General features: G+C 54.6%; 23 protein-coding genes. 12 read left to right on the top strand and 11 right to left on the bottom strand.

Going from position 1 to position 22216, the window contains the following annotated elements; genetic code table 11:
• Positions 1 to 71: 71 nt before the first annotated feature.
• Positions 72 to 542, bottom strand: coding sequence for a hypothetical protein (locus tag ACWVX6_RS06305; RefSeq protein ID WP_455152660.1), 471 nt, complete (start codon positions 540 to 542; stop codon positions 72 to 74).
• A gap of 24 nt (positions 543 to 566) precedes the next feature.
• Between ACWVX6_RS06305 and ACWVX6_RS06300 the strand changes: the two genes are divergently transcribed.
• The 5 genes from ACWVX6_RS06300 to spoVAE all read left to right on the top strand — a co-directional run bounded on the left by ACWVX6_RS06300 (position 567) and on the right by spoVAE (position 3917).
• Positions 567 to 836 (top strand): hypothetical protein, encoded by a 270-nt coding sequence (locus tag ACWVX6_RS06300; RefSeq protein ID WP_455152659.1) that lies wholly within the window; start codon positions 567 to 569, stop codon positions 834 to 836.
• A 320-nt stretch (positions 837 to 1156) separates the two neighbouring features.
• Positions 1157 to 1372 (top strand): DUF6870 family protein, encoded by a 216-nt coding sequence (locus ACWVX6_RS06295; RefSeq protein WP_118480667.1) that lies wholly within the window; start codon positions 1157 to 1159, stop codon positions 1370 to 1372.
• Positions 1373 to 1484: 112 nt separating this feature from the next.
• On the top strand, positions 1485 to 3143 hold the full coding sequence (locus ACWVX6_RS06290) for a recombinase family protein (RefSeq protein WP_118761703.1): 1659 nt from the start codon (positions 1485 to 1487) through the stop codon (positions 3141 to 3143).
• Positions 3127 to 3564: a hypothetical protein gene (locus tag ACWVX6_RS06285; protein WP_455152658.1), complete on the top strand. Its 438-nt coding sequence runs from the start codon at positions 3127 to 3129 to the stop codon at positions 3562 to 3564. Before ACWVX6_RS06290 ends, ACWVX6_RS06285 begins: the two co-directional genes overlap by 17 nt.
• The gene (gene spoVAE, locus ACWVX6_RS06280) at positions 3561 to 3917 is read left to right on the top strand and encodes a stage V sporulation protein AE (protein WP_110435916.1); all 357 of its coding nucleotides are present in this window, start codon (positions 3561 to 3563) and stop codon (positions 3915 to 3917) included. The genes ACWVX6_RS06285 and spoVAE overlap by 4 nt, the downstream gene beginning before the upstream one ends.
• A gap of 64 nt (positions 3918 to 3981) precedes the next feature.
• On the opposite strand, the gene ACWVX6_RS06275 is transcribed toward spoVAE, so the two are convergent.
• Positions 3982 to 4176: a hypothetical protein gene (locus ACWVX6_RS06275; RefSeq protein ID WP_110435915.1), complete on the bottom strand. Its 195-nt coding sequence runs from the start codon at positions 4174 to 4176 to the stop codon at positions 3982 to 3984.
• 411 nt (positions 4177 to 4587) lie between these two features.
• Between ACWVX6_RS06275 and ACWVX6_RS06270 the strand changes: the two genes are divergently transcribed.
• Positions 4588 to 5265 carry a prepilin-type N-terminal cleavage/methylation domain-containing protein gene (locus ACWVX6_RS06270; RefSeq protein ID WP_455152657.1) on the top strand — a complete coding sequence of 226 codons (678 nt, stop codon included), beginning with the start codon at positions 4588 to 4590 and terminating at the stop codon, positions 5263 to 5265.
• A 44-nt stretch (positions 5266 to 5309) separates the two neighbouring features.
• Here the strand turns inward: ACWVX6_RS06270 and ACWVX6_RS06265 are convergent, their stop codons facing one another.
• From ACWVX6_RS06265 to ACWVX6_RS06245, 5 genes are all read right to left on the bottom strand, one after another.
• Positions 5310 to 5660 (bottom strand): cupin domain-containing protein, encoded by a 351-nt coding sequence (locus ACWVX6_RS06265; protein WP_117489259.1) that lies wholly within the window; start codon positions 5658 to 5660, stop codon positions 5310 to 5312.
• Between the two features lie 81 nt (positions 5661 to 5741).
• On the bottom strand, positions 5742 to 6563 hold the full coding sequence (locus ACWVX6_RS06260; RefSeq protein WP_118761701.1) for a 4Fe-4S binding protein: 822 nt from the start codon (positions 6561 to 6563) through the stop codon (positions 5742 to 5744).
• A gap of 25 nt (positions 6564 to 6588) precedes the next feature.
• On the bottom strand, positions 6589 to 6849 hold the full coding sequence (locus ACWVX6_RS06255) for a TIGR04076 family protein (RefSeq protein WP_117489263.1): 261 nt from the start codon (positions 6847 to 6849) through the stop codon (positions 6589 to 6591).
• Positions 6846 to 7397: a cysteine hydrolase family protein gene (locus ACWVX6_RS06250; protein ID WP_455152656.1), complete on the bottom strand. Its 552-nt coding sequence runs from the start codon at positions 7395 to 7397 to the stop codon at positions 6846 to 6848. Before ACWVX6_RS06250 ends, ACWVX6_RS06255 begins: the two co-directional genes overlap by 4 nt.
• A gap of 751 nt (positions 7398 to 8148) precedes the next feature.
• Positions 8149 to 8331 (bottom strand): hypothetical protein, encoded by a 183-nt coding sequence (locus tag ACWVX6_RS06245; RefSeq protein WP_118730021.1) that lies wholly within the window; start codon positions 8329 to 8331, stop codon positions 8149 to 8151.
• A 300-nt stretch (positions 8332 to 8631) separates the two neighbouring features.
• Here ACWVX6_RS06245 and pyrR point away from each other — a divergent pair, with 300 nt between their 5' ends.
• From pyrR to carB, 4 genes are all read left to right on the top strand, one after another.
• Positions 8632 to 9162, top strand: a complete 531-nt coding sequence (pyrR, locus tag ACWVX6_RS06240) for a bifunctional pyr operon transcriptional regulator/uracil phosphoribosyltransferase PyrR (RefSeq protein WP_118361225.1) — start codon at positions 8632 to 8634, stop codon at positions 9160 to 9162.
• A gap of 32 nt (positions 9163 to 9194) precedes the next feature.
• Positions 9195 to 10112, top strand: coding sequence for an orotidine-5'-phosphate decarboxylase (gene pyrF / locus ACWVX6_RS06235; RefSeq protein ID WP_117489270.1), 918 nt, complete (start codon positions 9195 to 9197; stop codon positions 10110 to 10112).
• 214 nt (positions 10113 to 10326) lie between these two features.
• Positions 10327 to 11421 (top strand): carbamoyl phosphate synthase small subunit, encoded by a 1095-nt coding sequence (locus ACWVX6_RS06230; protein WP_118361227.1) that lies wholly within the window; start codon positions 10327 to 10329, stop codon positions 11419 to 11421.
• Positions 11421 to 14606 carry a carbamoyl-phosphate synthase large subunit gene (gene carB / locus ACWVX6_RS06225; RefSeq protein WP_455152655.1) on the top strand — a complete coding sequence of 1062 codons (3186 nt, stop codon included), beginning with the start codon at positions 11421 to 11423 and terminating at the stop codon, positions 14604 to 14606. The genes ACWVX6_RS06230 and carB overlap by 1 nt, the downstream gene beginning before the upstream one ends.
• Before the next feature lie 300 nt (positions 14607 to 14906).
• Here the strand turns inward: carB and ACWVX6_RS06220 are convergent, their stop codons facing one another.
• The 3 genes from ACWVX6_RS06220 to ACWVX6_RS06210 all read right to left on the bottom strand — a co-directional run bounded on the left by ACWVX6_RS06220 (position 14907) and on the right by ACWVX6_RS06210 (position 17830).
• Positions 14907 to 15149, bottom strand: coding sequence for an HPr family phosphocarrier protein (locus ACWVX6_RS06220; RefSeq protein ID WP_118361231.1), 243 nt, complete (start codon positions 15147 to 15149; stop codon positions 14907 to 14909).
• A gap of 269 nt (positions 15150 to 15418) precedes the next feature.
• Positions 15419 to 16807: an MATE family efflux transporter gene (locus ACWVX6_RS06215; protein ID WP_118761698.1), complete on the bottom strand. Its 1389-nt coding sequence runs from the start codon at positions 16805 to 16807 to the stop codon at positions 15419 to 15421.
• A gap of 156 nt (positions 16808 to 16963) precedes the next feature.
• Positions 16964 to 17830: an AraC family transcriptional regulator gene (locus tag ACWVX6_RS06210; protein ID WP_110435903.1), complete on the bottom strand. Its 867-nt coding sequence runs from the start codon at positions 17828 to 17830 to the stop codon at positions 16964 to 16966.
• A gap of 183 nt (positions 17831 to 18013) precedes the next feature.
• Between ACWVX6_RS06210 and ACWVX6_RS06205 the strand changes: the two genes are divergently transcribed.
• Positions 18014 to 18928 (top strand): sugar phosphate isomerase/epimerase family protein, encoded by a 915-nt coding sequence (locus ACWVX6_RS06205; RefSeq protein ID WP_118286227.1) that lies wholly within the window; start codon positions 18014 to 18016, stop codon positions 18926 to 18928.
• 103 nt (positions 18929 to 19031) lie between these two features.
• Here ACWVX6_RS06205 and ACWVX6_RS06200 read toward each other — a convergent pair whose 3' ends face one another.
• The gene (locus ACWVX6_RS06200; protein WP_199667462.1) at positions 19032 to 19382 is read right to left on the bottom strand and encodes an LPS biosynthesis protein; all 351 of its coding nucleotides are present in this window, start codon (positions 19380 to 19382) and stop codon (positions 19032 to 19034) included.
• A 1524-nt stretch (positions 19383 to 20906) separates the two neighbouring features.
• Here ACWVX6_RS06200 and ACWVX6_RS06195 point away from each other — a divergent pair.
• Entirely contained in the window at positions 20907 to 22049 is a 1143-nt protein-coding gene (locus tag ACWVX6_RS06195; RefSeq protein WP_455152654.1) for an iron-containing alcohol dehydrogenase, read from the top strand.
• Positions 22050 to 22216: the final 167 nt, after the last annotated feature.

The raw sequence follows: 22216 nt of genomic DNA, 5'->3' as shown, positions 1-22216 counted from the left end.
TTATCAAATCGCCGATAGCAATTATTGATATCCTCCGTAATTTTCTTTATTAGTTTTTTCTCATAATCATGCTATTTATCGCTCGTCTCTGAACGGCTCAGCAGATGCACCATATTACTGATCACCTGAAACAAGTAATCATTTTCATCACGAATTTTAAACAGCAGTTTGTAAGACTTCATGTCAGCTTCATCATCATAGCTACGCATGTTAATTTTTGTAATATCTTCTTCAGTCCCAAAAACAAGTCTCGTATAGAGAAACTGAAGCTCATCCGAGCTCAATTCTTCTCTTTTTCCGGACTCAGTCAGAAAATCTGTAAGAATACGGAAATTCCTATCTTTGTACCCAGGAATATTGCTGTTTTCAACGAATTCCGCAAATTCAGTCATCTGCTGTTCAATCTTATGCCGAAGTTTTTTCTTTGACAAATTAGCATTTTCAAAATCAAATGCGCTATTACAGAACTTCTCAAACACTATAACCACTGGGCCACTCCACCGCACGACGACAAGAAGGGTAAAACCGGCAAGACCGATCATCGCGACTGCACCGCCGGAATTGCCTTGACAGCCGAGTTCGTGTCGGACTGCGTTTCCGAACTCACGCGAAGCATTTTCGTGTACCTCGGTAAGCCGCTCAATCTGACCGAGGACGTCTGCCCGGCTCTGATTGGAGCAGCCCTCGAGGAGTTCGCTGACTGGTTCGCAGACAACTACGAACATGCAATTGCGCTGCTGCATCAGATTGCCGACAAGCCGGACATCCTGTCCCATCTGTGGGTCGATGGCTCGGATGAGTTCGCTGATCTACTCACGCGCGAACGCCGTATCTAGGCCAATCTCGCTCTGCTTCGGTGGTCTTTCTTATGCATGGTCGAGATGATCAAAAAACGCATAGAATTGCCTTCCAGCAATGAGCATGCGCTCTACGAAAAATTTTGGGAGGCCATTCACTGCTCTGTCCGCAAGCAGGTGGAGGAATTCGCCTGTTTTTAGTATGGCACCTGCGGTATCGAGCCGCAATACAGGCGCGGTTCCGCAGGTGTCTGATACGGCGAAATCCGGTTATCCCGAACTGTCGTATATATAGTATAACAATGGAAAGAATATACAATACACCCACCATCTACACAAACCAAAGGAGGTCAACCCTTATGTTCAAGCCCACACCCACCTGTCCCCTGCCCGACATCCGCGAGGCACGCATCGACCCGACCCTGCCGGTGAACGAGCGCCTGCGCCTGTTCGCCTCGTCTGTCAGCGACCCACACCGCTTCCGCGTAGGCGACACTGCGGTTGAGGTGCTGTTTGATGACGGCGCACCCAGTCTGCAATCCTGCCTGACCAACCTGTGCAAGCGGCTCCAGTGATGGTAAAAGCCGGATAACCGAAGCGAAGCCTTGCGGCACGCCGTGTGCTGTGATACACTATACGTGCAAAACACAGCCTGCGGCGTGCCGTCCGTTTTTTAGGAGGCACTCAATGGCACGAAAAAGTAAATACGAACCCCAAAAGTTATCCACAGTCCTGTGGAAACCCGCGCTCTATATCCGTCTTTCCCGCGAGGACGGCGACAGCGAGGAGAGCAACAGCATTATCAGTCAGCGCGAGCTGCTGACCGAGTTTGCAGATACGCAAACCGACATGACCGCGTCCCGGCTGTACGTTGATGACGGCTATACCGGCACCGACTTCGACCGGCCGGATTTCCGACGCATGATGCACGACCTGCGCGCCGGCATCGTCAACTGCGTGATCGTCAAGGATCTATCCCGACTGGGACGCAACTACGTCAAGGTCGGCGAGTACCTTGAGCACACATTTCCGCTGCTGAACGTGCGGTTCATCGCGCTGAGCGAGCGCATCGACAGCGTTGCCGACCCGCGCTCGGCGGACAGCCTGATCGTGCCGTTTCGCAACATCCTCAACGACGAGTACGCGCACGATATCTCCAATAAAGTCCGCGCTTCGCTCGATCTCAAGCGCCGACAGGGCAAATTTATCGGCTCATTTGCGTCCTACGGCTACCGCAAAGACCCGAACGACCACAGCCGGCTGCTGATTGACGAGCCGGCTGCCGCCGTTGTCCGCGATATTTTCAACTGGTTTCTCGCCGGAACAAGCGTACTCGGTATTGCCAAAAAGCTGAATGCTAAGGGCATTCCGAATCCATCTGCCTACAAACGGCAGCAGGGCATGAACTACCGCCATCCGGCCTCGGACAAGCTGGACGATCTGTGGCCGGACAGTTCGGTTCGCCGTATCCTGCGCAATCCTCTCTATACCGGCACTATGGTGCAGGGCAAAAACCGCATGAAAAGCTACAAGCTGCATGTCAGCGAGGCCGTGCCCGAGGAGGACTGGATCACTGTCGAGCAGACACACGAGGCTATCATCTCAAGCGAGCTGTTCGCCAAAGCGCAATCCCTGTTCGCCCGTGATACGCGCACCTCACCAACACAGCCCAAAGTCTATCTGTTCTCCGGTTTTCTTCGCTGCGCGGACTGCGGCAAGGCAATGAACCGAAAGCTGATTTCCCAGCCGCATCGCGACTATTACTACTATATCTGCTCGACGTTCAAAAAGCAGCACAGCGGCGCCTGCACGAAGCATACCATCCGCAGCGACCGGCTGGAGCAGGCTGTATTGGAAACGCTCCGTCACCAGATTGCTCTGGCGGTCGAGATGGATGAGCTGATTGCCGAGATAAACCGCAGCGGCACGCGAAACCGTTCCGTTAAGCCTCTGCTTGACGAGCGGGCGCAGCTTGAAACCGAGCGCGAACGCATCGAGCAGATGAAGCTGTCCCTGTATCCGGACTGGAAAGCCGGAGATATTTCGCGTGAGGAATACCATCGGCTGAAAGAGCAGTTTGAGCAGCAGCAGGCCAAACTGGACACACGTCTTGCGTCCCTGCAAGCGCGCATTGACGAGGTGCAGAGCGGCGTGGACGAAACCAATTCGTTTGTATCACAATTCGTAAAATATCGCAATCTGCCCAGTCTGACGCGCGAAGTCGTAGTCGAACTGATTGACATGATTTATGTGCATGAGGGCGGAAAAATCACGATAAAGTTTAAGTTTTCGGACGCCTATGCAGTCGCGCAGGAGTATATCCGCAAGCATGGTCAGACCGCATAAGGCACATAGTCCTAAAATAACATCTTCCCCCGCTGCTGCCGACACCCTTTCCGCACTGCTGGAGGATTTGGGTGCCGCGCCGCGGGACTTTGACTGCATCGTCACCGGCGACCTCGGTCACATCGGTGCGGACCTGCTGCTGACGCTGCTGCGCGGCGATAGCATCGACCTGTCCCCGGTCTACTCGGACTGCGGCAGCTTGATTTTCGGTGACGAGCAGGACGCGCATGCAGGCGGCTCGGGCTGCGGCTGCTCAGCGGCAGTTCTCTGCGGACCGCTGCTGCGCGATATGCATCGCGGCAAAATCCACCGGCTGGTGTTTGCGGGCACGGGTGCGATGATGAGTCCGACCTCGGTGCAGCAGGGACAGCCGATTGCGGGCATCTGCCACGCCGTCGTGCTGGAAAGGAGCGAAGCATGAACTACCTGAACGCTTTCTGGGTCGGCGGACTGATCTGTGCGCTGTGTCAGGTGCTGATTGACAAAACCAAGCTGACACCGGCGCGTATTCTCGTTTCGCTGGTGGTGCTCGGTGTTATCCTGCAGGGTCTCGGCTGGTATCAGGCAGTCGTAGACTACGCAGGTGCAGGCGCGACTGTGCCGCTGCTCGGCTTCGGATACTCGCTGGCGAAAGGCGTCGCCAAAGCAGTTGCGGAGAGCGGTCTGCTCGGCGTGTTCACCGGCGGCGTGACCGGTGCGGCAGGCGGTATTGCCGCCGCGATCGTGTTCGGCTGTCTGTTCGCGCTGCTGTCCAGACCGCAATCGAAGTCGTAAAAAATAACACTCCCGCTCGGAATCCACCTTCCGAACGGGAGCGTTTTTGCAGCCAATTCTTTCTTTATCCGATCACGCAGATCACGGTCATTACCATGGCGCATACCACCGCAGCCGCGCTGACAGTGCGTACCTTGCTTACCACGCCATCGGCCTGCTGCCGGTCTTCACTCAACAGCCATGCCGGTCGGAAATAGAACAAGATACCGAGAACGAACAATACGCCTATGCTGACCCAGTCATAGATTTGCATTTTCAATGCCCCATTTCTTCATTTCCGTAACCCAATACTCTCTCTTCATTTCTCTCTCCCGCTTCCGTCTGCCGAAAGCTGCGGCACTAACCGACCGGCTGCAATCCGTCGGTATCTGCCACTCGCGCACCTGCGTCTGTATACGCAGTGCGGACCTGCTCATCACCTGTCTCTGCAGGTGATTCTTTTTTATCAGGTTGATATTATTTTATCACACCCTGCTGTAAATCTCAATGTTTCTTCGGCTTTACAAAACACTTTCTCCGATTTAACCAATTTCTTTTTTGTGTTTTTGGCAGGAACCCTTTATTTTTTGTGCACTTTATCTGTATCTATCTCCTTGCTTTATTGCATATTTTCGAGTATACTAAGAAAGACGAACTTTATCCCGCAATTGGGAAGGAGGAACTTTTTCAAATGCTGCACTCCAAAAACAAAAAACGCGGCTTCACGCTCGTGGAGCTGATCGTTGTGCTGGTCATTCTGGCGATTCTCGCGGCGCTGCTCATTCCGGCACTGACAGGATATATTGATAAGGCGAAAAAGGATCAGGTCATCGCGGAAACGCGAATGCTGCATGAGGCGATTCAAACGGAAATGACGGAAATTTATGCCTCCAATATCGATTGGAAAACCAGTTCCACTGCCCAAGGAACCGGCGCACACAAAACTCTGGCAAGTAAAAACGGCACCGCTTGTGTCGGTTCTGCTGTTCTTCCCGATGCACAACAACGGTATAATGAGATTGTTAAGCTCTCCGAAGTTTCTAGTTTGCAGGATGGTACTGGCTATTTCTTTGCTTTTATTACCAGTAACGCAAAAATTCATGCATTGGTTTACAATTCGGGACGTGGATACATCGGTGTATACTTCCGTGACACCCAGCAATATGCTGCATATAAAATCGGTGAAGAATCTGCTGGCGGCCTAATAATACAAACAGATGCGCTTGGCGCCTATTTCAACTCTGTGTATTATGCTGCCGCTTTTGATTACGATCCCAATTCCGATACTAATCCTCTACCAGAGAAATGGATGTGGTCTTGCGCCGGTATTCGCGCTATGCTCGGTATTGAAGAACCTTCATACAACTGAAAAAATCCCCGCCACTCGGCGGGGATTTCTTTTACCATATGATATTATGCCTCAAACCCATCCGGGAACACAACGGTCAGCACCCACTTGAACGCCTCTTCGCCGTAAACGGCGTGCGGCACCTTGGCGGGCATGACCAGCGTTTCGCCAGCCTTGACGATATGCGGCACACCACCGACCGTAAAGCGTCCGGTGCCCTCGAGCACGGTCACCATTGCGTCGCCGGTGGAGTCGTGCGTGCCGATCTCCTCGCCCTTGTCAAACGCGAACAGCGTAATGCTGACCGCCTTGTTCTGCGCCAGTGTCTTGCTGACCACCTGTCCCGACTGAACGGAAACCAGCTCGGCGAGCCTTACAACGCTCTCGTGGTCGATATTGCGGATGAACTTGTCCATAGCTTCTCCTCTTTCCTGTCGTTTGCTTTATGCTGACAGTATACCACGCCAAGCCGCCGATTTCTGTTGTCCGCACAACATTTACAGGAAAATCGAATTTTCCTTGCGCGCTTCGGTGCGGAATTGCTCGAGCATAGCCGTGTGCGACAGGAAATCCGGATCATCGAATTTCTTTGCACCGCTCGGGCAGTAAGTCGTGCAGGCACAGCATTTAATACAGGTGCCCGGAATATTAGACGGGTCGTTCGGGTCAATCGCACCCATCGGGCAGATTTTCGCGCACAGACCGCAGTGCTCACACAGCATCATCATCGTGCTCGGCTTGGCCTTGAGGAACTTTGCGGGCGTTTTGTCGGTCTTGAGCGGCGTGTAGTAGGCTGCCTGCGCGTCACCCGGCACCTTCGGCGGCTTGATCTCTCCCTCGCTTCTCAGCTTGAGCGCCGCACCCTGAGCCAGCATACGCAGCTCACTGAGGTCAGCCGCGTCCGGACGGTCTGCCGCCAGCTTGTCCGAGAATACATGTCGGCACAAAAAAGCGCCGCCTGCCGCCGGTTTGAAGTTGTTTTTTGTCAGCAGCTCGTACATTTCGGCAAGCGCGTTGTCATACGCTCTGCCGCCGTAGGTGACAAGTGCCACCGCCGGTGTACCCTCACCGTGCAGGCAGCGAGCAAAGTCCGGCGAAATCTTGTTCGGCAGCCGACCGGCATACACCGGACAGCCGAATACCACCAACTCATCCGGGGCAAACTGATACTCCTGCGCACGGTCAGACGGCGTGTTGAGTGATATGTACCGGCACTCTGCCTTAAACAGACGCGCCAGTTCATCCACCGTTGTTTCAACAACGGTCTTTGTGCTTCCTGCCGGACTGAAATACACACCCGTAACTTTTTTGATATCCATATCCTTTTCGTCCTCCGCTTTACGCTTATTCTACAATTTCAATACGGAATACGTTGATCGTGTCCACATCGGGGCAGCAAAACACCGCCGTGCCGTCCTCCTGCCCGGGAAGATGGCCGCCGTAACGCAGAATGTCGATGTATGGGAACGCAACGTGCATCGCCATCGGGCAAAGCTGCCCGCGCTCGGTGTCGAAGTCGAAGCTGTCGCCGATTTTGTGCCCGCGGTGACAGCCGTGCTTGCCTTTTCGATCGATCAGCGTAATTTTGATCTTGGGTCTGCTCATTTGCGCCACGGCTCCTTACCCTGATGCAGAATTTCCATCTGGCACAGACGCATCGCGTTCAGCGCAGTATCGTGCGACTCCGGCGTGACGCACGCGCACAGTGCCGCGTCGATCACGATGTTTGCCTCCGGGAATGCTGCCTTGCACAGCATGGCGTTGGAAATCACGCAAATGCCAGTGCATACGCCGACAAATGCGATCTCCTCCGGCGGCTCGTGCAGAGCGCGCAGCGCGTCCACAAGCGCCACCGCGCCGAAGGTCGGCTTGCAGATGATGCGGGACGCCGGAATGCCATCCACAGCGACAGCAATGGCATCGTCCAGCGCATGACCTTCCGTTCCTTCGATGCAGTGCGGCACCGGCAGATGACGCCCTTCGTTCGTCTCCATGTAGTTCGGCTGGTGGGTGTCCAGCGTGACGAACAGACTCTCACGCGGTGCATTTTTTGCCTTCTCTGCCACATAGGGCACGATGGCGCGCGCTTCAGCCGTACCGAGAGGGCCGCTGATAAAATCCTTCTGCATATCCACTACGATAAGAATTTTCATAAATTATGGTTCTCCTTTGTGTAGTGGTTATAGTATAGCATTGTTTGATGGGGTTTTCCATGCATTTTCGTTTTTTAGCGAGTGCTAACCGGTGGATTGCCGCTTGCGAAGCGAGGTGAACTGCGCTGACGCCGCGCGGGCGCACAAGAGGGTAGACAACCTGCGGTTTTCCACCCTCTTATGAATCTCCCCTTTTCCCTTGGATAGTCTGGCGCAGACCGGAGAACGGTGACCGCTGCGAAAATGGAAAACGGCAGTCGGGTTGCCGTTGCGTGTCTTTCCCCGCCTTTTCTCAGTTCACAGATAAATTACTGCTACGCATGCGGGTTCATCTACGCAGAGCGCGGCATAGCAGTGCCGCACAACTCTTTGGCACGTTATAACGCACGGCACCTGCTAATTTAGGTGTTCGGTGCCATTTATTTTCGCAGGTGCTGTCTATAATAACGTGCTCACGAATTGCGCAACACGGTCATGTTGCGCCTGCGAAGACTTTCCGGTCTGTGTAGCAGTAATGTATCTAACACTGCGAACAGGTTGCGAAAGACACTGTAGTAAAAATCCTCTGCCGTTCCCCTTTTCTACGCTTACGCAGTCTACCATCTGCACCCAAGCTACACCGCAAGGGAAACGGGTGTTCAAAGAGGGTAGAAACCGTAGGTGTCTACCCTTTTTGTTCCCGCGCCGGACGGCGCACGTTCCCCGCACGCCGCAGCGTGCGAAATCTCTCGCCCAGAAATGGCGAACCTCTTTACCCGATGAAGTTCTCCACGCGGTCCGCCGCCTTGTGCATCGCATGCTCCGCCTTACGCGCCGCGTGCTGCGCACTTCTCCGCATAGACGGATTGAGCATCGCGCCGGCCGCTACCATCGAAACCACCGCGCCTGCCATCGCTCCGGTCGCAATGCCGGAAACAAAAGGTGAAATTCGCATAAAAGATCTACCGCCTTTCATAAAGTTTATAGAATCAGTATGCCCGCTCGTCCCTCAAATTTTGCACAGCAAAAAAATGCTTGTTTGGCACAATCGACTATTTACAATCGCATGTTCATATTATATAATATATCTAACAATCCGCCTTTAAGGTGCGGCCCGTGAGCCGCGCAAGGCAGAAAACAGTGCATACGCCGTCAGCCGTAGGACAAGGGGGACAGGTGTAGTATTTCGTGCGGCTTTCTGCTAATTGTTGTGGCGGAGAGTCATTTTTTTGCATTTTTGAAGGGAGGCGGCAGATTGACCGAACCGAAGATCATACTCGATCAGGATGGCATTCGCCGTGCACTGACCCGCATCGCGTTCGAAATCGTGGAAAAAAACAAGGGCGCGGAGCACCTGCTGCTCGCCGGTGTGAAAACACGCGGTATCTATCTGGCGCAGCGCATTGCTGCCAAGCTGGGCGAGGTTGAAGGCACGGCACCTCCTGTGCTCGAGCTGGACGTTACGCCGTGGCGCGATGACGTACCGCGCATGGACGCTCCTCTGCCCGATCTCGATCCGCGCATTGCAGGCGCGACCGTCATCATCGTGGACGATGTGCTGTACACCGGACGCACCGTGCGTGCCGCCATCGAAGCCATCTCTCACCGAGGACGCGCCGAGCGCATACAGCTGGCTGTGCTGGTCGATCGCGGTCACCGCGAACTGCCGCTGCGGCCGGATTATATCGGCAAAAACCTGCCTACCGCGCGTGATGAACGCGTTTTTGTCCGCCTGACCGAAGTGGACGGCGAAGACAGTGTAAACATACAAGCTCGCAATCCGTAAAACAACATCGCACCTGAGAAAGGAAGAACCGAATGTCTATCCAAACCTTAGTAGAAAAGATCAAGGAAAAGGGCAACCCGACCGTAGCCGGCCTGGACGCTCGACTGGAGTACATCCCCCAGCATATTTCGGGACGCAACATGATGCTGCACGGCGAAACGCTGCGTGCTGCCGCTGAGAGCGTCGTAGCCTTCAACTGCGGCCTGATCGACGCACTGTGCGACATTGTTCCGGCCGTAAAGCCGCAGGCTGCGTATTACGAGCTGCTCGGCTCCTACGGTGCGATGGCACTCAAGGAGACCATCGACTACGCACACGCCAAGGGCATGTACGTTATCGGCGATATCAAGCGCAACGACATCGGCGCTACCGCAACCGCTTACGCAGAGGCTTACCTCGGCAAGACCCGCGTCGGCGATACCGAGATCGCACCGTACGGCTGCGATTCGGTTACCGTAAACGGCTATCTCGGCACCGACGGCGTAGAGCCGTTCCTCAAGGAGTGCCGCAGCCGCGAGAAGAGCCTGTTTATGCTGGTCAAGACCTCTAACCCGTCCTCCGGCGAGCTGCAGAACCGCGACATGGAGGGCAAGCCGCTCTACGCCCGCATGGCGGAGATGGTAGCAAAGTGGGGCGAGGGTCTGGATACGCCGTGCGGCTACAACCAGATCGGTGCCGTAGTCGGCGCAACCTATCCCGAAGAACAGAAGATCATCCGTGAGCTGCTGCCGAAGAGCTACTTCCTCGTACCGGGCTACGGCGCGCAGGGCGCAACCGCAAAGGACATCGCCAATGCGTTTAACGACGACGGTCTCGGTGCTATCGTAAACTCCTCCCGCGGCATCATGTGCGCATGGAAGAAAACCGGTAACAACGGCGAGGACTATAAGGAAGCCGCCCGCGCAGAAGCCATCCGGATGCGCGACGACATCGTAGCGGCGATTAAATAATATAAACCGCGCCATCGGCGCGCATTAAAATAGAATTTGCCTTGCAAATTCATAAAAACCTGGAGCACGTATCAAGGTTTTTATACAAGTACGGAGCAAAGTTTCGCTCGTCGGAACTTTGTGCAGTTCTGGACATATCCGCGCTTTCAGCGCGGTATGTCCCCTCGATTGAAACCGTGGTTTCAATCGAAGAATTAAGGAGCGTGTGGATATAGTGAAAAAAGCATACTTACTGCTGGCGGACGGCACTCTGTTCGAGGGTACCGCAGTCGGCTACGAAGGACAGAGCATCGGTGAGGTCGTATTCAACACCGGCATGGCAGGCTATCAGGAGGTTCTGACCGACCCGTCCTACTACGGTCAGGTCGTTACCATGACCTACCCGCTCGTCGGCAACTACGGCATCAACTTTGAGGATTATGAGTCCCGCAAAAGCTGGGTTTCCGGCTTTATCATGCGCGAGATGTGCGAATACCCGTCCAACTGGCGCTGCAAGGTAACGCTCGACGAGTACCTCAAGGCACAGAAGGTCGTTGGCCTTGCCGGCATCGATACCCGCCGACTGACCCGCAAGCTGCGCGGCGAAGGCGTTATGAACGGTGTTATTTACACCGAGGGCTTCGAGCCGGATGAGCAGACCATTGCGGAAATGAAGGCTTACGTTGTAAAGGATGCGGTTAAGACCGTAACCTGCGACGAGAATATCGTTTATCCCGCTGACGGTGAGACCAAGTACCGCATTGCCCTGTTCGATTACGGCGTAAAGTACAACATTGAGCGCGAACTGTGCAAGCGCGGCTGCGAAGTCACCGTTGTTCCGGCATACACCAAGCCGGAGGACGTAGTCGGCAAGTACGACGGCGTGATGCTGTCCAACGGCCCCGGCGACCCGGCGGAGAATGTCGAGATCGTAGCAAACCTCAAGGAGCTGCTGAAGTCCGATATGCCGATCTTCGGCATCTGCCTCGGTCACCAGCTGCTGGCACTGGCTATCGACGCAAAGACCACCAAGCTGAAGTACGGCCACCGCGGTGTCAACCATCCGGTAAAGGACATCGACGCGGACCGCACCTACATCACCTCGCAGAACCACGGCTATGCCGTTGTAGGCGAGTCGGTTGACCCGCAGATTGCCCGCGTGCGCTATGTCAACCTGAACGACGGCACCGTTGAGGGTCTCGAGCACATCGGCCGTCCGGTATTCACCGTGCAGTATCACCCGGAGGTATGCCCCGGCCCGATGGATACCTCGTATCTGTTTGATAAGTTCATCGAAAATATTGAAAAGTCGAAAGGAGGCGCTCAGTAATGCCGCTGCGCAAGGATATTCATAAGGTAATGGTACTGGGCTCCGGCCCGATCGTTATCGGTCAGGCTGCCGAGTTCGACTATGCAGGCACGCAGGCGTGCCGCGCACTGCGCGAGGAGGGTCTGGAGGTTGTTCTGGTAAACTCCAACCCGGCAACCATCATGACCGACAAGGCTATGGCGGACAAGGTTTACATCGAGCCGATGACCGTCGAAGCCGTTCAGGAGATCATCAAAAAGGAACATCCGGACTCTCTGCTGCCCAACCTCGGCGGTCAGACCGGTCTGAACCTCGCCATGGAGCTGTGCGAGAACGGTTTCCTTGATAAAATGGGCGTAAAGCTGCTCGGCGCTAATCCGACCACCATCGCAAAGGCAGAGGACCGCCAGATGTTCAAGGACACCATGGAGAAGATCGGCGAGCCGATCATTGCGTCCAAGGTTGTTCACTCGGTTGAGGATGCGGTTGATTTCACCCGTGAGATCGGTCTGCCGGTCATCATCCGTCCGGCGTACACGCTCGGCGGCACCGGCGGCGGCATTGCCTACACCTGGGAGCAGCTGCGCGAAATTGCGGCCTCCGGCATCATGTACTCGCGTGTTGACGAGATTCTGGTCGAGAAGTGCATCGCAGGCTGGAAGGAAATCGAGTACGAGGTAATGCGCGACCACAAGGGCAACGCCATTACCATCTGTAACATGGAGAACGTTGACCCGGTCGGCGTACACACCGGCGACTCTGTCGTAGTTGCACCGTCGCAGACCCTGTGCGATAAGGAGTATCAGATGCTCCGCACCTCCGCACTCAACATCATCACCGAACTGGGCATCGAGGGCGGCTGCAACGTACAGTACGCGCTCAATCCGGAATCCTTCGAGTACGCCGTAATCGAGGTAAACCCGCGTGTTTCCCGTTCCTCTGCACTGGCTTCCAAGGCAACCGGCTACCCGATTGCAAAGGTAACCGCAAAGATTGCAGTCGGCTATGGTCTGGATGAGATCTCCAACGCCGTTACCGGCAAGACCAAGGCATGCTTCGAGCCGACGCTCGACTACTGCGTTGTCAAGTTCCCGCGCTGGCCGTTTGACAAGTTCGTTTACGCAGACAACACCCTCGGCACCCAGATGAAGGCCACCGGTGAGGTCATGGCCATCGACAACAGCTTTGAGGGCGCACTGATGAAGGCCGTTCGCGGCTGCGAGATCAAGCTGGACAGCATGATCGCCCCGCGCATCCAGAAGCAGTCTGACGCCGAGATCAAGAAGGGCGTGGCCCGCACGGACGATCAGCGTCTGTTCCACATCTGCGAGGCGCTGCGCCGCGGCATCATGACCATTGAGGAGATTCACGACATCACCACGATGGACGTGTTCTTCCTGCACAAGTTCCAGAACATCATCGACATGGAGAAGGAGCTGGCTGCAGCTGACAAGATCGACTCCGATCTGTATATCCGCGCCAAGAAGATGGGCTTCCTCGACAAGACCATCGAGCAGCTTTCCGGCAAGGACATTTCGGACGTAAAGCGTCTGCCGGTATACAAGATGGTTGATACCTGCGCCGCTGAGTTCGAGGCAGAGACCCCGTATTACTACTCCACCTACGATGAGGAGACCGAGGTTGCACCTCCGTCCGGCAAGAAGAAGGTGCTGGTACTGGGTTCCGGCCCGATCCGTATCGGTCAGGGCATCGAGTTCGACTACTGCTCGGTTCACGCTGTCTGGGCGCTCCAGAAGCTCGGCTGCGAGACCGTTATCATCAACAACAACCCGGAGACCGTTTCCACCGACTTTGACACCGCAGACCGTCTGTACTTCGAGCCGCTGACGCCGGAGGACGTTACCGGCGTTGTCGAGGCCGAGAAGCCGGATTACGCAATCGTACAGTTCGGCGGTCAGACCGCCATCAACCTTGCGGCTCACCTTGAGAAGCTCGGTGTTCCGATCCTCGGCACGCCGGCATGGTCGATCGACGCCGCTGAGGACCGTGAAAAGTTCGACGTTATCCTCGAAAAGTGCGGTATCCCGCGTCCGGCAGGCCACACGGTTATGACCGAGGAGGAGGCTGTCAAGGCGGCTGACGAGCTTGGCTATCCGGTTCTCGTTCGTCCGTCCTACGTTCTGGGCGGTCAGGGCATGGAGATTGCCTACAAGGAGGCCGATGTCCGTGAGTTCATGCAGGTTATCACCCGCAACAAGGTTGAAAACCCGGTTCTGGTCGATAAGTACATGATGGGCCGCGAGATCGAGGTCGATGCCATCTGTGACGGCGACGACATCCTCATCCCGGGTATCATGGAGCACTTCGAGCGCGCAGGCGTTCACTCCGGCGACTCTATCTCCATCTATCCGTCCATCAACATCGAGCAGAAGCACAAGGACACCCTCGTTAAGTACACCGAGGCTCTGGCAAAGAACCTCGCTGTTCTCGGTCTGGTCAACATCCAGTTCGTTCTGTACAACGATCAGATCTATGTTATCGAGGTAAACCCGCGTTCGTCCCGTACCGTGCCATACATCTCCAAGGTTACCGGCGTGCCGATGGTCGATCTGGCTACCCGCTGCATGTTCGGTGAAAAGCTGAAGGACATGGGCTGCGGCACCGGTCTGCATCCGGAAAGCGACCACTATGCGGTCAAGGTTCCGGTATTCTCGTTCCAGAAGCTGCGTGATCTGGATACCCAGCTTGGCCCTGAGATGAAGTCTACCGGCGAGGTGCTCGGCGTTGCCAAGACCTTCCGCGAGGCACTGCTCAAGGGTCTGACCGGCGCAGGCTTCCAGATGAAGAAAAAGGGCGCTGTCCTGATCTCGGTCCGTGATTCGGACAAGCAGGAGGCAATCCGCATCGGTGAGCGCTTCGAGGCTCTCGGCTTTGATATTTACGCTACCAGCGGCACCGCAAACGTGCTCAACCGCCACATGGTCGCCACTAACGCCATCCGCAATGTGGATGAGCCGTCCCCGAACATCATCGACCTGATCGAGTCCGGCAAGATTGACTACGTTGTTGCCACCTCGGTCAAGGGCCGTCATCCGGAGCTTGGCTCGGTACACATCCGCCGTACCGCGGTAGAGCGTGCAATCCCGTGCCTGACCTCGATGGATACGGTTTCCGCGCTGCTGCGCTGCCTGGAAGGCGATATTAAGATTGAAAACTGCGAAATGGTTGATATCAACACCATCTGATTGCAGTGAAATAAAACAGAAACCCGAAGGGAGGAACTTCGTAAAGAAGTTTCTCCCTTCGGGTTTTATAATCCGCCGGAATAGAGGCGCCGTATGAACAGCATCCTGAACCGTGACGGAGGAAATAGAAAAATCATTCCAGTCTCTTGTATAGCGTAAGAAAACAGAAACGGTGCAGTCAATAAGACTACACCGTTCCGAAAAATGTTAAATTGAGATGCAAAAGCTGTCTTGGGGCATCTTCTTTGTGGAGGGTGCCCAAAATCGACTGCTTTTTATTATGCTGTTGTACGAGAAAAATTAGTCCTCGTCGTCGATCTCCAGGTAATCCTCAAGATCCTTGAACAGTGCGGTCGGATCAACATCGTCCTCGAGAACGATCTGAAGCGGCTCGTTCAGGGACAGCAGGAACATACCGAGCAGGCTCTTTGCGTCTACCATACCGCTCTTGCCGTGAATCCAAATATCAAAACCGTAACGAGTTACGATCTTGTTGATCTTCTGAATGTCGTCCGTATTCTTTACACGGATACCTCTGGTCATAATAACTACCTCCTGAGATTGTACTTCGTGAAACCCTTTTATGTTAGTTTCATTATAGCATAAAACAGCAGAAAGAAAAGAGGTTTTTGTAGATTTTCTCATTTTTCAGCGTTTTTCGCTTAACATAAGCACAATTTCTCAATTAATTAGGCACTATTCACAGATTATAGGCTATATGTTTGTGCACAGTGTCGAGTCTCTCGGTCGGATGATTCGTGAGAAGCGACAAAAAGCTGTACAGAAAATCGTATATTCTGTCAGGCAGGATTTTACTTACCCAGTGAAACAGCGTGATCCCGCTGTGACAGGCGGCCTTTCCCTGCGGTATGCAGCAACAGCACGGCGGCGATTACTGCGGTCAGCACCTCCGCGATGGGGAACGCCAGCCACACGCCGGCCGGCAGCAGGTGCGCGAACAGCCATGCCGCCGGCAGTACAAAAATCAGCTGGCGCAGCAGCGACACGAGCAGCGACTGCACACCGCCCTCGGTGGCCTGGAACACGCCCTGTATGGCAATGTTTGCACCTGCGAATACAAAGCTGACCGCCAGCACGCGCAGACCGGTCACGCACAAGCCCATCGTGCCTGCGGACAGTGAGAAAATACCTGCCAGCGGCTGCGCCAGAATTTCTACAGCCGCAGTGCAAACCAGCATGAGAACGATGGTGTACATCAGACCGCAGCGCACGCCCTCACGGATGCGTTTCGCATTCTGCATGCCGTAGCTGAACGACACAATCGGCGTAATCGCGTCACGCAGACCGAACGCCGCGAACAAAACGAACTGCTGAATTTTGTACACAATGCCATAAGCGGTGACATACGAACTGTCCAGACTGCCGAAAATCAGATTGACACAATAATTCATCACGCTCATCGCGCCCTGTGCTATGATGGCCGGTACGCCGATGGAGTAAATCTCGCCGACGATACTGCGGCGCAGGCACAGAGCCTTGCGGCTGAACGGCAGTTCCCTGTTCAGCCGGAAATGGAACACGGCCGCCAGAGCCAGAGACGCAATCTGACCGAGCACGGTCGCCCATGCCGCACCTGCCACGCCCAGTTTCGGACAGCCGAGCAGACCGTAGATCATGATTGGGTCAAGCACGATGTTCGTCAGTGCGCCTGTCACCTGTGCGATTGTAGAATAAAGCGAACGGCCGGTCGCCTGCAGGGTTTTCTCAAACACCGAGAAGAACAGAATGCCGAACGATGCCATACAGCAGATGCGCAGGTACTGACTGCCCATCGCCAGAGCGGTCGGGTCGCTCGTCTGCGAGCCGATGTACGCACCCGCACCGAACGCGCCGAACAGCAGGCACACCGCATAAATAATCCCCATGAGCGTCAGCGCATTGCCTGCCGCTGCCCCCGCCTTCTCCCGGTCACCCTGACCAAGCGCACGCGCAATAAGCGCATTTGCGCCGACACCGGTGCCGATGCCGACGGCGACCATCATCATCTGCACCGGAAACGCAAGTGTCAGCGCGTTGACCGCGATTTCACCGTTTTCCGCCATGTTTGCCACAAAATAGCTGTCCACAATGTTGTAGACTGCCTGCAGCATCATGGATAGTATCATCGGTGTGCCCATCTGCAGCATGAGCCGTCCTACCGGCGCGGTCGCCATTCGTTTTTCTGCCTTGTTCCGATCCATATCGAAACCTCCTGATTGGATTTTCGGAGTCTTTACGGAAAGCTGCCACAACCTGTCTTTTTCACAAAAGAAAAAGTGCGTAAATCCATCTGGATTTACGCACTTCTGCTACTCGACTGCTTTATTTTATCAGCGTTTTTCACACTTGTCAAGCGGTTAGACCGGATACTTCCGAAAGATTCCCGGTGCAACACCGACGTTCTTGCGGAAGCTGTGAATGAAATTCTCCTCGCTGTTGTAGCCGGTCGCGTAGGCGATTTCTTTGACCGACAATTCGGTGGACGCCAGCATATACTTCGCCTTATCAATGCGGCGCAGCACGATATACTCATACGGCGAATAGCCGGTCCGCGCCTTGAACTGCCGTGAGAAATGCGACGGACTCAGGCTGACGGCTGCTGCCGCGTCCTGCACGCCGATCGGCTCGAACAAATGCCGGTTCATATAGCGGATGGCCTGTGCAATACGGTCGCCGCCTGCGGTGCTCTCGGTGGTCTCGTCCAGCAGGAGCAGGCACAGCAGCCTGTGGATCAGCTGCGAGCACCGTGCCTCGCTCAGCCGCGCGTCCTCGGCGCAGGCGCTCCGCAGAGAATCCAGCATTTGCGCAATCTCCGCCGGTGCGGCCGGCGAAAATGCCCTGCGGCCGCGTGCCTGCAGGATTTTCTGATAGAACGCGCGGGCATTCAGGCCGTTGAACAGCAGCCAGGTGAACTCCAGTCCGTCCGAGGCGGCATAGCTGTATGGCTCACGGCAGTCGAACAGCACGATCTGTCCGGCTCCGGCGATGGCAGGCGTACCGTTCAGCGTCAGCTCCATTGCGCCATCATGCACAAAAAACAGCATGATATTTTGGTTGTGATCACCCTGCAGGGCGATTTCCGACCGATGATTGAAGGAATACCGGCTGCTGCAGAAGTAATGTCCGAGCCGCGTCGGGTAATAAAAAAGCTCCTTTGCAAGCGAAGACGGCGTAAAAAAGTACCGTTCCGAGGTCTGATGGACACCTAATTCGGGAATCAGCATAGCGGTCACTCTCCTTGCCTCTATCCTATCAGAAGTATCCGTTTGATGCAATAGCGAATAGCAGGATTTCGCAGGTTTAGGGTAATTTGTATCATTGGCAAGACGGCAGAAACGCTTTATAATAGAGCCATCAAACAGGGAAGCCACCCTTGATATGGCAAACAGACAAGGAGGATCATTCTTATGAAAATCGCATTTGACGTTGACGTTCTTGCCAAGCAGATGTCCATCAACGATTATGTTCACAAGGTAGCTGACTGGGGCTACAAGTACATCGAGCAGTCCCCGCATCCGCGCATTAACCCGTTCTACAAGCACCCGCTGTTCTCCAAGGAGTGCCAGCAGGAGTACAAGCAGGCTCTCAAGGAGACCGGTGTAGAGATTTCCTCTTTCATCGTTGTTTACCGCTGGTCCGGCCCGACCGAGGAGCAGCGCCAGCACGCAGTTGCAAACTGGAAGCGCATGATTGAGATCGCGGTTGACATGGGCGTACCGGTCATCAACACCGAGTTCTCCGGCGACCCGAACCAGCAGGAGATCTGCAATGGCATGTTCTTCAAGTCTATGGAGGAGCTTCTCCCGATCATCGAGCGTGAGGGCATCCGCGTAGAGTGCCAGTCTCATCCGTATGACTTCGTCGAGCTGAACGACGAGGCCTGTGACATCGTTAAGTCCTTCCGTTCCAAGAACCTGGGTTACGTTTACTCCGCATCCCACGGTTTCTTCTACGATCAGGGCAAGGGCGACGTTCGCCACATGCTGAAGTACGCCGGCGATGAACTGACCCACGTTCTTCTGGCTGACACCTGGAACCAGACCAAGGACTGCCGCTACATCGTAAATCCGCCCTGGCTGAACCAGCGTGGCCGTGCTGACTACACCATCCACCAGCACACCGCTATGGGCGAGGGTGAGGTTGATTTCGACGGCATCTTCGAAACCCTGCGTGAGATGGACTTCGCAAACAAGCAGCTGAAGCCGGACGCTCCCAAGGTTGGCGGCGACAATATCATCTGCGTATCCTACTTCGGCTTCCCGGAGAAGATGGATCAGCAGGCTCCGGAGGCACTCGACCGTATCAAGCACGAGCTGCTGTAAAGAATACTTCCTGAATACACAAAAGGACTTGAGTTTTCACTCAAGTCCTTTTTCCTTCGGCAGATAAAAACGGACAAACCGCTTTGGTTTGTCCGTTATATTTTTATTCTCCGCAGCCGGGACAGTCGGAACAGTCACCGCACTCGATGCCTTCCGCGGCCTTGCGGTCCTCGTAGGCGCGCAGCGTGCCTTCGGTTATGTGGCTGAGAGCCGCCAGCCGCTCATTTACCATATCCCACAGGCACATCGGCAAATGGTCGCGGTGTCCGCGGTGGATAGTCACGCACTCGAAGCAGTTGCCGTGATGGCGGCACGCCTCCTTACACGGGCAGTGATCACCGGATTCGCGCACCTGACGCAGAAATTCCAGCTTGATCTTGAGCGCTTCTTCCTTCTTGCCCTCGCGGTCAAGGTCGTTCTGCAGGATGGCCAGCTCGTTTCCGTCTATTTTCATAAGTATCGCTCCTCTATATATTGCACTGTATTGCATTTTCATCATAGCAGAGTTTTGACAGTTTCGTCAAAGCAACTTTATCCAAAACCGTGTTTTCGTGCAGTTATACAGATTTTCAACACTCATTTTATCTATTTTGCCATTGACAAAAAGGACAAAATAAAGCCCTCATTCACAGACACATGAACGAGGGCTTTTACTTCCAAATCTCCATAGATCCTCTTTTCCCGACAGGATATTTCCCATCGCATTTGGATTGGTATTCGGTTGTTTTTTCGGCATCTTTCGATCTTACGTTCGCGGAACCGCCCGGCTAAGGTTCGTTTACTGCACAAACTACATAGTCCGTTTGGTTGCCTTTCCTACATTCGGGAACTCTATTTCCAGTGGGTGATGCGTCACTGCTCGGCGGAAGATGTGATACAGCCTGCCTTGTCGAACCGGATGTTACTCGGACTTTGATATTATCTCGTTCCGATGCGGTATGTCTATGCTGCAGATACTCATCAGTATGCCCATCGGCGGGTGCAGCATCCGGCAGGTATCGTAAGATACTTCGTTTTGTTCGCCGGCGCATCAAATATCAGGGTTCTGTCATGTATGAACCTTACTTTCCTGCTGCCTCGATCCGCTTGACTGTCTTAGTATGCCATGTACGGATAGTTAAATTCACGAGGATAGCTTCCCCAAAGTTACCGTTGTTGTTACCTTTGCTTAGAAGCCGATCGCGCTTTTCAGGCGGTTCAAATTGTGGAATTGGAACTCGCTCATTTTTTCAGCTATCACCTTGATCGTTTCGGTCACAGCGCCGCGGCGAGTCCCGCGAACTGGTAAGATGCCTCTTCTGATACCATTGGACTCACCTCTTTCGTGGGTATCAAACCGGATTGACATCCTTCAGATTAGATGAAGGTTTGCGCCTTTTGGAGTAAAACCCCTGTTTTACTTCGCCTTTGGTGTTTGCCTTTATCTTTTCTGTGTCATTATAATATCATTAATATTGCACAACGTCAAGCGTTTTTTACGACTTTTTAGACTGCATATTGCACAACAAAAAGCCATCCATTTCGGTGATTTGGCTCTTTTCTCCAAGTGTGGAATTTGGTATAATAAAAGTGTTAGGGCTTGCGAAGCGAGCGGAATCTGCGCTGACGCCGCGCGGGCGCGGCACGGGTATGTCGCGCAACTCGCTGGTCCGGATATAACGGATGACACCTCCGAGTTACAATTACCAGTAATCTTTACCGTACGGTGCGACAAGGTGAATTGCCTGTTAGGGCAAGAGAAGGTGCCCTGGGGTACGACCTCGGCGCACCGTTTGTAAATTCATTTGCACCCGTGTACCCGTAGGGGCGCACAGTGTGCGCCCAAAGCATCATTAAATAGGTGGCACAAACAATCTATCTCAGCCGATTACTGAAAGCTTGCGGAGAATAAGGTGAATCCTTACATTTTCTTTACTCTGCACTCTAACAAAATTACTAACTACTAATTCCTAATTATTAATTGAAGGGGGTCTTTATAGTGGAAAACTTTGGCTTTTATATGCCGACACGCTTATTTTTCGGTGCCGGATCGGTCAAGCGTCTGGCCAAGGTACGTCTGCCGCAGGGCACGGGTCTGATCATCACCGGCGGCACCTCCACCACCAAGCTGGGCTATGTGGCCAAGGTGGCGGATACGCTGGCGGAGGCCGGTCACCCGACCGTGGTATACAACAAGGTACAGCCGAATCCGACGATTGAGGGTGTGCGCGAGTGCGCTGCGCTCTGCCGTGAGCAGAACATTGCATTTGTTGTCGGTCTCGGCGGTGGCTCGTCCATCGACACGGCCAAGGCGGTTGCCATTATGGCAACCAACGACGGCGACTGGTGGGACTACATTCACGGCGGCACGGGCGGCGGCAAGCGCATGGCCAAGGCCGGACTGCCGATTGTTGCCATTCCGACGACCGCAGGCACGGGCACCGAGGCTGACCCGTTCACGGTTATCACCAACGGCGAGGAAAAGATCGGCGGCGGCGGCGAGAAGTGCTTCCCGACCATTTCGATCGTCGATCCGGACTTTATGATGACCGTCCCGCCGCATCTGACGGCATACCAGGGCTTTGACGCGTTCTTCCATGCGGCTGAAGGCTATCTGGCTAAGACTGCAAGCCCGATGAGCGACATGTTCGCGCTGCAGGCAATTGCGCTGATCGGCAAATCGCTGGCAGCGGCTGTTAAGGATGGCGGCAACGCCGATGCGCGCGCGGATGTGGCACTGGCGAACACGCTGGCAGGTTTTGTCGAAACGCTGTCGAGCTGCAGCGGCGAGCACGCCATCGAGCATGCGCTGAGCGCGTTCCATCCCGATCTGCCGCACGGCGCGGGTCTGATCATGCTGTCCAAGGCATACTGGAGCCGCTTCAAGGACACCTCGGCTGACCGCCTGCAGGCCATTGCACACGCACTTGGACGTGCGGACGGCGATTTTCTCGCTGCGCTGGCTGAGCTGCAGCAGGCGTGCGGCGTGGACAAGCTGCGCCTGTCCGACTACGGCGTAAAGCCGGAAGACGCAGGCGAACTTGCTGACAACGCAGCAAGCACCATGGGTGCACTGTTCCGTGTTGATCCGCGCACGCTGTCCCGCGAGGAAATTATGTACATCATCACCGAAAGCATTTAAGCGAATACGCTGAGAGCGGACCGATCGGTCCGCTCTTTTTTCGATAACGGCAGTTGCTAACACATTTTTGCGCGATAGCGCATGTTAAATAGCATTTGCATTGCAAATGCCAGCCCGTAGGCCTCTATCCTTAAAAATATTTAATGAGAGCAAAAGTCGGGGCGTAT

Source organism: Butyricicoccus sp. (assembly GCF_977037065.1).
The sequence above is the reverse complement of the archived record's forward strand: the minus strand, read 5'-3'. Positions and strand labels throughout refer to the sequence as shown.

Excerpts from the sequence above, each read along its gene's own strand:
- carB (WP_455152655.1), top strand. The coding sequence starts at position 11,421 with ATGCCGCTGCGCAAGGATATTCATAAGGTAATGGTACTGGGCTCCGGC.
- ACWVX6_RS06245 (WP_118730021.1), bottom strand. The coding sequence starts at position 8,331 with ATGCGAATTTCACCTTTTGTTTCCGGCATTGCGACCGGAGCGATGGCA.
- ACWVX6_RS06255 (WP_117489263.1), bottom strand. The coding sequence starts at position 6,849 with ATGAGCAGACCCAAGATCAAAATTACGCTGATCGATCGAAAAGGCAAG.
- ACWVX6_RS06270 (WP_455152657.1), top strand. The coding sequence starts at position 4,588 with ATGCTGCACTCCAAAAACAAAAAACGCGGCTTCACGCTCGTGGAGCTG.
- ACWVX6_RS06200 (WP_199667462.1), bottom strand. The coding sequence starts at position 19,382 with ATGAAAATAGACGGAAACGAGCTGGCCATCCTGCAGAACGACCTTGAC.
- ACWVX6_RS06210 (WP_110435903.1), bottom strand. The coding sequence starts at position 17,830 with ATGCTGATTCCCGAATTAGGTGTCCATCAGACCTCGGAACGGTACTTT.
- ACWVX6_RS06285 (WP_455152658.1), top strand. The coding sequence starts at position 3,127 with ATGGTCAGACCGCATAAGGCACATAGTCCTAAAATAACATCTTCCCCC.
- ACWVX6_RS06265 (WP_117489259.1), bottom strand. The coding sequence starts at position 5,660 with ATGGACAAGTTCATCCGCAATATCGACCACGAGAGCGTTGTAAGGCTC.
- ACWVX6_RS06205 (WP_118286227.1), top strand. The coding sequence starts at position 18,014 with ATGAAAATCGCATTTGACGTTGACGTTCTTGCCAAGCAGATGTCCATC.
- ACWVX6_RS06250 (WP_455152656.1), bottom strand. The coding sequence starts at position 7,397 with ATGAAAATTCTTATCGTAGTGGATATGCAGAAGGATTTTATCAGCGGC.
- ACWVX6_RS06260 (WP_118761701.1), bottom strand. The coding sequence starts at position 6,563 with ATGGATATCAAAAAAGTTACGGGTGTGTATTTCAGTCCGGCAGGAAGC.
- pyrF (WP_117489270.1), top strand. The coding sequence starts at position 9,195 with ATGTCTATCCAAACCTTAGTAGAAAAGATCAAGGAAAAGGGCAACCCG.
- spoVAE (WP_110435916.1), top strand. The coding sequence starts at position 3,561 with ATGAACTACCTGAACGCTTTCTGGGTCGGCGGACTGATCTGTGCGCTG.
- ACWVX6_RS06215 (WP_118761698.1), bottom strand. The coding sequence starts at position 16,807 with ATGGATCGGAACAAGGCAGAAAAACGAATGGCGACCGCGCCGGTAGGA.
- ACWVX6_RS06305 (WP_455152660.1), bottom strand. The coding sequence starts at position 542 with ATGATCGGTCTTGCCGGTTTTACCCTTCTTGTCGTCGTGCGGTGGAGT.
- ACWVX6_RS06290 (WP_118761703.1), top strand. The coding sequence starts at position 1,485 with ATGGCACGAAAAAGTAAATACGAACCCCAAAAGTTATCCACAGTCCTG.
- ACWVX6_RS06220 (WP_118361231.1), bottom strand. The coding sequence starts at position 15,149 with ATGACCAGAGGTATCCGTGTAAAGAATACGGACGACATTCAGAAGATC.
- ACWVX6_RS06295 (WP_118480667.1), top strand. The coding sequence starts at position 1,157 with ATGTTCAAGCCCACACCCACCTGTCCCCTGCCCGACATCCGCGAGGCA.